Source organism: Pararhizobium gei, assembly GCF_029223885.1.
GTDB lineage: Bacteria > Pseudomonadota > Alphaproteobacteria > Rhizobiales > Rhizobiaceae > Pararhizobium > Pararhizobium gei.
Map to the genome: position 1 here is coordinate 127973 of NZ_CP119410.1, position 12457 is coordinate 140429.

The following is a 12457-nucleotide window of genomic DNA, read 5'->3' on the forward strand; positions in this document are numbered from 1 at the left end:
CAGCGCCTAAGATGGCAGGAGTCCTGCCTCGCGGTAGCTGTCGATCGCAAAGTCATAAAAACTGATATCTGACCGGCTCCTGGCAAGAAGCTGCGCGCCCGCAATGGCCGCAAAGATCGCCCGCGCCCTATGTTCGCTTTTCTCGACGGCGATCAGGGAAGCCGTGGATAATTGGCGGGCGATCCATGCGACATTGACGTCGGCAAAATCTTGGACCTCCTTTGCCACAGCGTCCGGCAGATCATCATACTCGGCCGCCATGAAACTGCCGAGGCACATTCGGTTATTGTTCTGGAGTGCCGCGCGGAATGTATCAGGATAGCGGCGCAGACACGCGATCGGATCTGGCGTCTCGTTCGACAGGGCTTCCAATGCCGCCGCAGCATCCTCCCGATAACGTCTCGCCACTGCCGCACCGAGATCGGCCTTGCTGGGAAAATAATAATGAATGCTTGCCGACTTGATGCCCACATCCTGCGCGAGATCACGAAAGTTCAGACCGCCATAGCCATGCGCCTGCGCGGTCCGCGTGGCAGCGCTCAGAATCAATTCCCTGGTGTTCGTGCTCATTCCGATACCCTTGATGTCTACCACCTACCAAATGGCAGATAAGCTTTGACGCGTCGATCGCAATAGTCATAATGCACCTATCAACTGACAGATAGAGAGACTTTCCATGAGAATTTATGATCGAGAAGGCGCGCCTAATCCAGCACGGGTCCGCATCGTCCTCGCCGCGAAAGGCCTTGAGGACCAAGTCGAATTCGTCAGTGTCGACCTGATCGCCGCTGAACAGAAGCAGCCGGGTTTCTTTGAAATGAACCCCATCGGGAAAATCCCCGTCCTGGAGTTGGCCGACGGCACAATCATCTCGGAATCCACGGCCATAACCGAGTATCTCGATAATCTGGATGGCAACCCGATTCTGACCGGCAGAACGTCGCGTGAAAAAGCACTCATTCATATGATGCAACGTCGTGCCGAGGTGATGTTGATCGAAGCCGTCGACGATTATTTTCATTATGCCACGCCCGGTCTTGGCGCCGCGCTGCGGCCATGGCGGATGCCAGACTGGAGCGGCGCAAAGGAATGGGGGCAGCGGCGCGGCGCATATGCCGTTGCCAATATGTCCTACTTCAATGATCTGCTGGCGAAGCAGTCTTTCCTGGCCGGGGATGGCTTTTCGATGCCTGACATAACTTTGTTTGCCAGCCTGATTTTCGCCGAGATTGTTGGCTTGCCGATCGCTCCGGAACTCACTGCTCTTCACACTTGGCGCGGCAAAGTAGCCGATCTTCCTGCCGTAAAGAACCGCAGCGGTCAGACCCCGCTGCCGGAAGATCTAGCGCGCCTCGGTGGCGCAACATAGCGAGGTCATATTTACTTTGCGGGCCGCCTCTGATCTGCCCCCCGCTGAGTGGCCTAGAGACTATGATAGTCCGAACCACGAAAGGGACATTGAATGCCGAGCAAGAAGCACAAGCCGGAAGAGATTATCGGCATGCATTTCGGGGACCTCATTCAGTGTCGGCATGGCCCGATGGTTGTTCACCGCAAGAAGTCGCTGTGCGCGCTGATGGTACGATGGCGCTATCGGTTTTATAAAAAAGGATGATTACATGGATGTTCTGGTGATTGGCGCGACAGGCTATATCGGTTCTCACATCGCCTGATCGCTCCGCGACAGAGGGCATGAGGTTACCGGCTTCGCCCGCACAGATGGCAACATCGCTACCTTGCACGAGGCAGGCTTCTCAGCCGTCAGTGGAAGCTTCGATGATCTACCAGCTCTTGCAACGCTCGCCGCCGATTTCGAAGTCGTCGTCATGGCAGCGATGCCATCTTTCGATCACGAACTTGAAATGATGCGTGTACTGGTAGAGAGCTGCACACGGGGTCGAACCCGACACCTCCTCTTTACTTCTGGCACGGGCGTGCTGTCCATCGAGTCGCTGGATGGGCGCTGGTCGCAAGATACCTTCGCGGAAGATGACCCGTTTCCCTTTCCCGCTCGACCAGTTCGCACTGTCCGAATTCAGACCGAGAATCTGGTACGGCAGGCATCCGGCGAAGGATTAAGCACCTTCGTTATCAGGCCTGCACTTGTATACGGGAATGGAGGCAGCATCCAGATTCCCCAGATATTTGAGTCCGTTAGGTTAACTGGTTCGGCCTGTTATCTCGGTCACGGCCTGAATCTCTATTCGGCAGTCCACGTTGAAGATCTCGCCGAAGTCTATTGTCTGGCGATAGAGAAGGGTACGCCGGGCGCTCTCTATCATGCAATAAGCGGTGAAGCCAATTACCGCGCGATCGCTGAAGCGGTAGCGAAGGTTACAGGTTGCGAAGCAAAAAGCTTAAGCTACGAAGCTGCGTGTGCGTTGTGGGGAACGCTCTATGTCGATATGGCGATCGCTGTAAACAGCCGGTCAATCGCCAAGCGGACTGTCGCTGACTTGGGATGGGAGCCCAGGCACATCGACGTCATTGAGGATATCAGGAACGGCTCGTATGCAGAGCGCTATCGTTCGGTTCTGGCCGAGTAAAGCTGGATAACTGAAACTAGGTGGATGGACCGTAGCGACGTGCGGTTCATTCACTTCATCTGCGCGTCATAGAAGGTTCGCGCACGATATTCTCGGAGCATCGCCACTACTACCGACGAGGCGCGATATCGTTGCTTGGCTCACATTGAATAGCGCGGCGACGGTGCGTTGCGTGTCACCAGCGGCCAGCCTATCCAGCGCCTCCCGCGGGGCAGGGGAGACAGGCCGGACTGACGGCACCAGGCGGAGACATACTTCCAGTCGGCGGCATAGGGTTGGGCGTATTGGCCGAGCTGGCGGCTTCGACGTAACCACGCGCACGATCGGCAAGGCCGGCAAGATGAGCGGGCGACTAATCCGCACCGGCGAGGGAGGGCAGGCGGCGGCGGGGTGCTTTGCCCGGAGGCTGCGTTGATGCCTCCTCGACGTGATTTTCGCCGGTCCGCTCAACGATTTGGGCCATTTCAGTATAATGATTATTGAATCCGATAAGTCTCCGTAGATTACAGAGCCTGCACATGCCGTATTAGATAGTCATTTTCGAGTAACTTCCGGGTCAAGAGACTGAGCGACATCGATCCGCGTGACAACGGACATGCCGGGAACGAGCCTTTCCACCTCATCCTGATTTCGGTCGATGAAGATCCGTACGGGGATGCGCTGCGCGACCTTCGTGAAGTTGCCCGTGGCGTTGTCGGCCTTGATGACAGAGAATTCCGAACCCGTGGCCGGCGCGAAACGTTCGATGCGACCTTTGAATGGCTTGTTTTCCAGCGCATCGACTGTGAACATGACCTCGTACCCTGCCCGTAGACCGGAAAACTGTGTCTCCTTGAAGTTGGCAACGATCCAGACCTCGTCCTGTACGATCGATCCGATCTGCGTGCCGACAGAGACATTCTGACCGACACGGCCGGTCACCTCGCCGAGCGTTCCGTCCTGAGGGGCGGTGATCCGGGTATTGGAAAGGTCGATCTGCGCCAGCTTGACGGCTGCCCTGGCGCTCTCGACGTTGGCCTGCAGGGACCTGCGTCCGACGACGACGATGTTGAGGTCTTGCTCGGCAACGAGCTCGGCCGCTTCCGCCTGATGGACGGCGGCTCGGGCCTGGCCAAATGCGGCGCGGTTCTTTTCTGCCTCACTCTGTGAGGCGATATTGCTCTTGAGAAGGTTCTCGCTTCGCGCGGCGGCGGCACGAGCCGCCTCACTCGCTGCTTCGGCACTTTCTACCGAAGCTTTTGCAGAAAGGATTTTCGCTTCGGCGGACTTCTGGCTCTGTTCGGAATTGGAGAGCTCGGCTTCGGCCGCTTCGAGCGCGGCCTTCGCCTGTTCCAGTTTCTGCACGAATATCCGGTCGTCTATCCTCGCTATCAAGTCGCCGCGCCGGACGCGCTGGTAGTCGCGAACGGGGACATCGACCAGATAGCCTGCAAGTTGCGGGCTCAGCAGGGTGACCTGCCCGCGCACATAGGCGTCGTTCGTCATCTGTACGGAGTTCCGGAAGGGCGGCAGGTTCCAGACGTAAAGGACCGTTGCGGCCCCGACGAGGCCTGCGGTCAACGCTAGGATGGTGGCGGCGGATCTGAAAGGCTTTGACATATCTTCTTCGGTTTTCTCGGGAGATCACGGGTTTGCGGGGGACGGTGCGTCCGCCGGTCGCACAAACTTCAGGTCTCGCCACGCGACGTGAACGAGCAGAGCGGCCAGAGCAAGAACGGCGAGGCAGGACGTGAGGAGGAACGAGTCGTTGTAGGCGAGCGTGAAGGCCTGCTGCTGCACCTGACGGGCAAGAAGACCCGCGCCCTGTGCTGCCTGCTCGGCGGGATCGGTCAGAACCCTGCCGTAGGTGCCTGCGAGTTGCTTCAGGCGGGCTGCGACCTGCGGATCGACGGAGGACAGCCTCTCGACCAGCCGCGCGGAGTGAAACTGCTCCCTCCATTGAACGAACGTCCCATAGACCGCACTTCCCAAAAAGCCGCCAATTTTCTGCGTGGCAAGGAAGACTACGATAAACGACAGTATGTACGGAAAACCGCGCTTTATGGCGCCGCCAAAGCCCACGGCAAGCGCGGAGGGCAGAAACAAGCCGCTGGCTGCGCTCATGAGGAACTGGCTGACATACATCTGCTCGGGCCGCGTGAGGACGGTGGCCTGGCTATCGATATAGCTGGCGGTCGCGATCATCAGAAGCGATGTGACGTGGATCATCGTGTGGCGGTTCGCTTTGACTAGGAAAGCAGCGAGCACTCCGGCGGCCAACCCACCAAAAAACATCACCCAGTAGAGGCCCACCATTTGATCGGTTGCCACGCCTACACTCCGCAGAAAGGCGACCGCGCCGCTGATCTGCTCGGAAAATGCCATGCGGAAGACGACGAGAACGCCGGCAAAGTGCAGGATCTCGCGCGACGTCAGCCAGCGAATATCGACCAGATGGTTCGAGCGGTTGAGTTCGATTGCTGCAAAGACGGCGCCCGACAGAATACCGGCGACGGTCAGCCATCCGATCCAGTCGGCGGCGGTCCACCAGTAGGATTTGCCGACCGCGAGAACGACGGCGAAGCTCCCCATGGCGATCGCGAGGAAGACGTAGCTGATAAGGTCGAGGGCGCTGATGATCTTCGCCCTTGGCGGGGATGCCAGGGGCAGCAGGTAGATCAATGCGAGCGATAGCAGGGAAAGACCCACTTCGGCCAGGTTAAAGCCGCGGTAGTCCCTGAGATCGAGCAGCGAGGGGGAGACGATGCCGGTCAATGGCGTTGCCAGGGCGGATGCGGTCAGCGCGGCGCACAGACCCGCATTCATTTTCAGTGCCGGCGGAAATTTCTCCAGAATGTAGAGGAAGCCGAGAGACGTCAGTGGTGCGGCGGCTGCACCGGCAAAGAATGCTACGACCAGCGAACTCGCATATGTATCGATCCAGAAATGCGATCCGCTGACGATCAGATGGACGACGACCGCAGCCTCGGCGAAGTTTCTCAGGCCGAACTGCGTGCGCATCTTGAACAGAATGAGCGTTATGCTGGCATTGGGAAAATAGTAGGCCGCCAGCAGCCACGTCGCCTCCTGCTGCGTCAGCCCCATCGGTCCCGCGACCTGCTGCAGGTTCGTCGACAGGAAGTTCTGCCCGAGGCCCACGGTGAACGTGATCACAAGCCCGGCAAGAACGTAGCAGGATAGAATCACCGGGGACGGCGTAGATGGAACGATGACGGTTGCACCGGGCGTTACGCCGGGGTCCTCCCGCGCGGGTTGGACCGCCGAGGCATCCGGTTCATCCCGTATCTCGCGAACGGGCTGCGACGCTTCATCAAGGATAGCTGCGGATGTCATCGCCTGGTCATTTCGCTCCACATTTTCTTTCGTTTCCGGCTTCATTGCGATCAGGATTGCGCGGCACGAAGGAGACGTTGGTCGAGCCCGTATTGTGCAGGCACGCCCAGGTGCTCGCGAAGCGTCGATCCCTCGTAGTCCTTATGAAACAGGTTGCGCGCCTGGAGAATCGGAACGACGTCGTCCACGAGCGGCGGCAGACCGTCCTCATAGACGTCAGGGCAGAACCAGAAGCCGTCCGCGGCCTCTGCCTCAAACCATTCCTGCATGTGATCGGCCACCTCGACGGCCGGACCGACGACGGAAGGATGATAATCGACCACACCGTGCGCGAGGACCTCGCAAAGGGTCCAGCCCTCGCGGGCAATCTTCAAGGCGTGGTCGGAACGGGGGTCCATGGGTGACGGGCGCGCCGCGGCAAGCTGTTCTGGCGATAGCGGCTGATGAAGCTGATCGGGATGGAGAGAGAGCCCCAGCATCTGGCCGAGATAGCCAACCCTTTCCGCAAACGTGTGCTCGGCCATTGCTATTCTCCGGTCGAGCGCCTGGCGCCTGTCGGCGGCAATCGTCGTCATGATGCCCGCGAAGAACTTGATCTCGTCCGGATCGCGGCCCGCGCGTGCCGCCGCCGCCCGAAGTTCCGCGCGCTGGTTGCACGCATCCTCGATGGTGTAGACCGCACCCATCACGCCGCTTGCATATCGTCCCGCCACCTCCAGTCCATGATCGCCGCCGCCAGCCTGAAAAACGACGGGCTGGCCCTGCCCGGAAGGCGGCAGCGGCAGGGGACCCTTTGAGCCGACATGGCGTCCGTGCAGGTTCACCTGCCTGATCTTCGTCGGGTCCGCAAAACGTCCCGATGCCTGATCATGGAGCCAGGCGTCCTGCCCCCAACTGCCCCACAGCGCCTGAACGATCTGCACGAACTCGTGAAGCCGCTCGTACTTCTCCATGCGCGGCGGCAGCTCGCGTCCGTAGTTGGCGGCCACTGCGGGATCGCTGGTCGGGACGGCGTTCCATCCTGCCCGGCCATGGCTCATGATATCGAGCGTCTTGAACTGACGGGCAAGATTGTAGGGCTCGTTGAATGTGGTCGAACCTGTTGCGACCATTCCGATGCGCTCGGTTCCGCGCGCCACCGCTGCGAGCGTCATCATCGGCTCAAGATTGAGCCTTTGCGCCTCCGTGGCAATGTCGGCTTTCAGAGCTGGAAAGTCGGGCATGAAGAGAAACTGGAATTTGCCGCGTTCGGCGAGCTGGGCGTAGCGGACCAGATTGTCAAAGCTCGTGAAGCCCTCCGGATCGACGCCCGGCATTCTCCAGGCGCCAGCCTGTGCGCCATATCCGTTTCCGAAAACCATGCCGATGAGAATTTTTCTGGTCACCTGAAGCACTACTCCTCAAGGTCGCCCTTGGCTGATCGTGAATTTGACGTTATTAACCGGGGAGCATCCCCGTTAAAGTCATATACGGGGATGCTCCCCGGTTTTCAATAAGGAAATGGTTCCGATGGCTTCTTTTTCGACAGCACGCGTCCCGCGCAGAGACGCTCAGCAAAACAGGCAGCACATCCTCGACATTGCCGGACAGGCCTTCTCGACCTCGGGGGTGGATGTTTCCATGGACGCGATCGCCCGCCAGACAGGGTTGGGATCGGGAACCCTCTACCGGCACTTTCCCAACAAAGACGCTCTGCTCGCCGCTTTGCTCGTGCCCTTTCACGAGGAACTGGAGGAAAAGCGGGCCGCGATAGAGGCCGCGACCGTTGATCCAGCGCTGATGCTGGAACGTTGGATCGATGCTCTAGGAGACTGGATGCTCGCCTATGATGGTCTATCTGAACCTTTGCGCGCCGCATGGTCCGCCCCTACCTCCGCCCTCAGGCCAACCTGCGAAAGCCTGATCGAAACGACCTGGAAGTTCCTGAGGGCGGCACAGGACGAGGGCCTGGCCCAACCAACCCTGACCGGACAAGATATATTCCTGGGCTCCCTTGCTGTGGCCTGGGCAAGCAACAGAACGACTGCGCAGACCGGGACCCGCGACATTCTCCGTTCGTTGCTGAAAAACGGTTGGGCTACGGGTCAGAAAAACTAGGCCTGTCGCCCACGCCACTGCACCGGGCCAATGCCCTTCGGCCGGGAGGGACCAAGAGGCTTTCAAACGGTCAGCCGGGGAACAAGAGGCTCGCGGATCATCTGCTACAAAAAAAAGAGGTTGTGATGAAAGTATCCCAAGTCGATCCGAGACAGCTCGTCTCTCCATCGCCTGCTGAAGCAGTCGCAGGGCCGGCGGCGACTGTTCCTCGTCATGCTTCTTCGGCCCGGGAATGGTCTGATACCACTCTGTCTCCAGAAACGCGTGCCGCTCTTGTCGTCTCGGCGATGACAGAGGACGAGAAATTCGCGTGGTTATCCGGACCCATGGCGCTTCCCACCGGCGAGACGAAAATCCCGGAGGGCGCGCTCGGGTCGGCTGCGTACTATCCGGGCATACCCCGCCTGGGTATTCCGGCTCAGCAGCAATCTGACGCCAGTCTCGGGATCAGCAACACGGCCAATGTCAGGCCGGGCGACAACGCGACGGCACTTCCGTCATCCCTGTTGCTCGGTGCTTCGTTCGATCCGGAAACGGCACGCGAGACCGGTGCGCTCGTCGGCCGGGAAGCTTCGGCGAAGGGTTTCAATGTTCAGTTGGCAGGCGGAGCAAACCTCATCCGTGAGCCACGGGGCGGTCGCAATTTCGAGTACGTCTCGGAGGATCCTCTGCTGACCGGCATCATCGCCGGGCACGCGGTCGCGGGTATTCAGTCGCAGGGCGTGGTTTCCACCGTCAAGCATTTTGCCGTCAACCCGCAGGAAACCGGCCGTGTCCTTTCCAACTCTGTGCTCTCGCTCAATGCCTTGCACGAGTCCGATCTGCTCGCCTTCCAGATCGCCATCGAGATCGGCGCTCCTGGCGCCGTGATGCCGGGCTATAACCTTGTCAACGGCGAATGGGCCTCCGAAAATGTGTATCTCATCCAGACCGTCCTCAAGGGCGAGTGGCACTATCCCGGCTGGGTCATGTCCGACTGGGGCGCGACCCATTCTACCGTAAAGGCGGCACTTGCTGGCCTCGACGTCCAGTCGGGTGCCAATCTGGATCCGCAGCGCTTTCTTGCCCAACCTCTGCGGGATGCCGTCGCGGCAGGTCAGGTTCTCCGGGCGCGCATCGATGACATGGTCGCCCGGCAGTTGCGCAGCCTGTTTGCCGTCGGCGCAATCGACCGGCCTGCGCCGCCGGATGGTCATATCGACTATATGGCGCATCGCCTGATCGCCCAGCGTGCCGCAGAACGCGGGATCGTGCTCCTGAAGAACGAGCACGGCATCCTGCCCGCTGCCAGGGGAGCCCGGCGACTGCTCGTCATCGGGCGTCACGCCGATGTCGGCGTACTCGCAGGCGGCGGATCGTCCGCCGTCTCCCCTGTGGGTAGCCTGTCGCTCGAGGGCGTCGAAGTCATGGGCGTGCCGATGGCCAGGGTCTACCATCCTTCATCCCCCCTCCATGCGATCAGGGCGGAGGCGGGCGCCGCAAAGGTGGATTTCATCGACGGCGGCGATATCGCAGCAGCCGTGAGGGCCGCGGCCGATGCCGATATGGTCTTTCTGTTTGCCGAGGAATGGCGCACCGAAGGGGAGGATCGACCGGGGCTGGACCTGCCCGACGACCAGGATGCCCTGATTGCTGCCGTGGCGAGGGCCAATCCCCGCACCGTGGTCATTCTTCAATCCGGTGGCGCCGTAGCGATGCCCTGGCTCGATGTCGTTCCCGCAGTTCTGGCGGCGTTCTACGCCGGATCGGGAGGAGCCGAGGCAATTGCAGGTATCCTGTTTGGACGCGTCAATCCGTCCGGGCACCTTCCCATTACCTTTCCCCGCGACATCGGACAGCTTCCGCACCCTGAGCAACAGGATCCCCGCACCACGACCTCCAACCCGGGCATGACGATCAAGGGCGATGTCTTCGACATCGACTACAACGTCGAAGGCTCGGATGTCGGATATCGGTGGTACGTGCGCGAGGGGCTGACGCCTCTTTTCCCGTTCGGACACGGACTGAGCTACACCCGTTTCACCTATTCTGATCTTCAGGCGGATTATCAGGGCGACACGCTGATGGTAACGGTGATGGTCCGCAACACGGGCGCTCGGGCAGGAGCAGCGGTTCCTCAGCTTTACGTCTCAAGGACCGGCCCTCACGGCTTTGCGCCCCGTCTTTGTGGTTTCGAGCGCATCGATTTGCAGCCAGATGAGTTCCGGAAGGTGGAAATGCGTGTTGATCCACGACTTCTGGCACGGTTCGATGCGGTAGGGAGGGCCTGGGTCAGGGACGTTGGGATCGTCGATTTACGTTGCTCCGAAAGTGCGGCGGCCGAAGGCATCTCTGTGAGCGTTGAAATGCCACCTTTCACCCAACCCGCTTGATCGTTTCAGCTGTCACTTGATAAGAGTCCACATCGGTCGCGAGTGCCGCCTCTACTTCCGTCAGCTGCTCCCGCTTCAAGTCCAAGGTCCGCGGCATAGGCAAAGACTTCCCCGATGCGGGACCGATAGGAGGCCTGTCTGCGCTCGGCCTTGCCGAGCCGGGACCTATGGCCCTCACGTTCGCCCTCGACGTTCGACAGGGCATGCTCCAGCCGCGAGACCGCGCCGAGCGGCGTGATAATCATGTCGAGACCGACCTCGCTGTCACCACCCGTGCGCCGCAGCGCCGTCTCGTAGCGATAGCCGTCACGCCCAAACCGCTCGCCCCGGCGTTGCGCATCAGCCGCTCGTCGCCGGACGCAATGGCTTTGGCCATGGCGAACTGGCTGGCCTGCGTCTCGCCTATGTCCTCCAGCCGTCGGATCGACGTGTCGCCGGACAGGGCAGCGGCGATGAAGCGCGCCTTGCGCTCGTTGTTCTGCCACATCTGCGCATCCATCGATCCCAGCGTGGCATGGGCGAAGATGTCGATCTCGTCATGCTGGTTGCCCTGGCGGATGATGCGTCCTTCCCGCTGCTCGATCTGCGAGGGCAGCCACGGCACGTCGAGATGATGCAGCGCCTTCAGCCGGAGCTGCGCGTTCACACCGGTGCCCATGGTCTCGGACGAGCCGGATCACTCAACCACAATTCTTGGACATACTCCAAGATCATACTCTGGCTTCTTTAACGGCAGGCTCTTGCATAATCGTCGATAACGCGTTGAATGCTCGCGACGAGAATATTGCGTGCCGTTGGTCTCAACGTATTGTTCGCGACAGCTGGATAGAGGGTGCCAAAATACTGGCTGACGAGCGTCTCGGGAATAACCATATCTTCCAAGACCGCCAACATGCGGTTGACAGCAATCTGGGCTTTTGGATGCGGCCAATAGTATCGAATACGGTCGCTGTAGCTAAAATGGCGCTGCAGGCGGAGGTTATACTCATGCCCGTGGTAGTATTTCTCCCAGTTGCCCGGTTCGGCGATCATGAGCCGCTCCATGGCAGCGCGCAGAGTGTCGGCGTCGGGAATGTCGAACAGAAAGGCGGCGATCTGGTCGAGGCCGTATAGAGCCTCGCGCAGGCCAAATGTTACGCCTGGACCGACTTTGAGGATGCGGAAGCCATCCTCGACCAGCGCCGACAAGGCAGACACCGGCTGATAATCGGTGGAATGCGCCTCGAAAACGAACTGTGGAATACGGGACAAAGCGGCGCTCAATTCCCGTGCAGCCGGTCGGTCGTAGAAGACAACGTTCTCATTGCCGAACTCGACGCCCGGCTGCACAACAACGCCAATAGCACGCTCGAAAGCTGCTTCCAGCCCGCGTGTGGCAAAAGCGCGCCGGTGTACGTCCACCGTTTCAAGGACGGCCTGCGCGGTAGTGACCTGCAGGTGCTCGACCACCTCCATCGCTCCGCCGGGAATGGGTACCTCAGTCCCGATTACATAAACGGGCTTATCGAAACCGGAACGCTTGGCGGCGGCTTCTGACGCTGCCGCCAAACGGGCAGCGCGGTTCGCCGTGACTTGATCAGCAAGGGCCGAACCTTCACCGGCACAACCCATGCTGGTGTCCAGATGGATCTTGGTAAAACCAGCGCTAACGAAGGCGTCGATCATCACATCGGCGCGTGAAAGAGCTTCCTCTGCCGGCAGATGCTTCCAGGGATTCGGCCCTAGATGATCACCGCCGAGAATAAGCCGCTTCGTATCGAAGCCGGTCTTTGCGGCGATGGTTTCGACGAAGCGCCGGAAATCGGCCGGCGTCATGCCAGTATAGCCGCCCTCTTGGTTGACCTGATTACAAGTTGCCTCGATCAGAACTTCGGTGCCGTCATTTCTGCCCTGTATCAAGGTGGCTTCGATCACAAGCGGATGTGCCGAGCAGATGGAAGCAATTCCGCCTCTAGCGCCGGAGGAATGGCGGCTGGCAAGCGCGCGCAACGTGTCGGTGGTCATGATCTAAGTCCTTTGAACGGCATTCGATGGCATCAATGAAGAGAAGGGTAAACATAAAATAATCAAAATCAATCAGAAATTAGATTGACATTGATCATATCATGG

Annotated in this window: 10 protein-coding genes and 1 pseudogene; 5 read left to right on the forward strand and 6 right to left on the reverse strand. The window is 59.8% G+C overall.

Annotated elements, in window-relative coordinates:
• Positions 1-6 precede the first annotated feature (6 nt).
• Entirely contained in the window at positions 7-570 is a 564-nt protein-coding gene (locus PY308_RS21660; protein WP_275791487.1) for a TetR/AcrR family transcriptional regulator, read from the reverse strand.
• Positions 571-676: 106 nt separating this feature from the next.
• Between PY308_RS21660 and PY308_RS21665 the strand changes: the two genes are divergently transcribed.
• The 3 genes from PY308_RS21665 (at position 677) to PY308_RS21675 (ending at position 2546) form a co-directional block, all read left to right on the forward strand.
• Positions 677-1369 (forward strand): glutathione S-transferase family protein, encoded by a 693-nt coding sequence (locus PY308_RS21665; protein ID WP_275791488.1) that lies wholly within the window; start codon positions 677-679, stop codon positions 1367-1369.
• Between the two features lie 93 nt (positions 1370-1462).
• Positions 1463-1615, forward strand: a complete 153-nt coding sequence (locus PY308_RS21670) for a hypothetical protein (RefSeq protein WP_275791489.1) — start codon at positions 1463-1465, stop codon at positions 1613-1615.
• Positions 1616-1736: 121 nt separating this feature from the next.
• Positions 1737-2546 carry an NAD-dependent epimerase/dehydratase family protein gene (locus PY308_RS21675; RefSeq protein WP_275791490.1) on the forward strand — a complete coding sequence of 270 codons (810 nt, stop codon included), beginning with the start codon at positions 1737-1739 and terminating at the stop codon, positions 2544-2546.
• Between the two features lie 534 nt (positions 2547-3080).
• On the opposite strand, the gene PY308_RS21685 is transcribed toward PY308_RS21675, so the two are convergent.
• The 3 genes from PY308_RS21685 to PY308_RS21695 are packed head-to-tail and all read right to left on the reverse strand — an operon-like array spanning position 3081 to position 7240.
• Entirely contained in the window at positions 3081-4145 is a 1065-nt protein-coding gene (locus PY308_RS21685) for an HlyD family secretion protein (RefSeq protein WP_275791492.1), read from the reverse strand.
• Between the two features lie 24 nt (positions 4146-4169).
• A complete protein-coding gene (locus tag PY308_RS21690) occupies positions 4170-5879 on the reverse strand; it encodes an efflux MFS transporter permease (protein ID WP_275791493.1) in 1710 nt (569 codons plus the stop codon).
• 50 nt (positions 5880-5929) lie between these two features.
• Positions 5930-7240, reverse strand: a complete 1311-nt coding sequence (locus PY308_RS21695) for an NtaA/DmoA family FMN-dependent monooxygenase (protein WP_275791503.1) — start codon at positions 7238-7240, stop codon at positions 5930-5932.
• A 148-nt stretch (positions 7241-7388) separates the two neighbouring features.
• Between PY308_RS21695 and PY308_RS21700 the strand changes: the two genes are divergently transcribed.
• Both PY308_RS21700 and PY308_RS21705 read left to right on the forward strand, forming a co-directional pair.
• Positions 7389-7976 carry a TetR/AcrR family transcriptional regulator gene (locus PY308_RS21700; protein WP_275791494.1) on the forward strand — a complete coding sequence of 196 codons (588 nt, stop codon included), beginning with the start codon at positions 7389-7391 and terminating at the stop codon, positions 7974-7976.
• 125 nt (positions 7977-8101) lie between these two features.
• A complete protein-coding gene (locus PY308_RS21705) occupies positions 8102-10348 on the forward strand; it encodes a beta-glucosidase family protein (RefSeq protein WP_275791252.1) in 2247 nt (748 codons plus the stop codon).
• Here PY308_RS21705 and PY308_RS21710 read toward each other — a convergent pair.
• Positions 10332-11021, reverse strand: a pseudogene (locus tag PY308_RS21710) (hypothetical protein); the annotation flags it as partial. The gene PY308_RS21705 and the pseudogene PY308_RS21710 sit on opposite strands and share 17 nt — an antisense overlap.
• Positions 11022-11074: 53 nt before the next feature.
• Complete coding sequence (locus tag PY308_RS21715) at positions 11075-12355, reverse strand: D-tagatose-bisphosphate aldolase, class II, non-catalytic subunit (RefSeq protein ID WP_275791504.1); 1281 nt, start codon at positions 12353-12355, stop codon at positions 11075-11077.
• Positions 12356-12457: the final 102 nt, after the last annotated feature.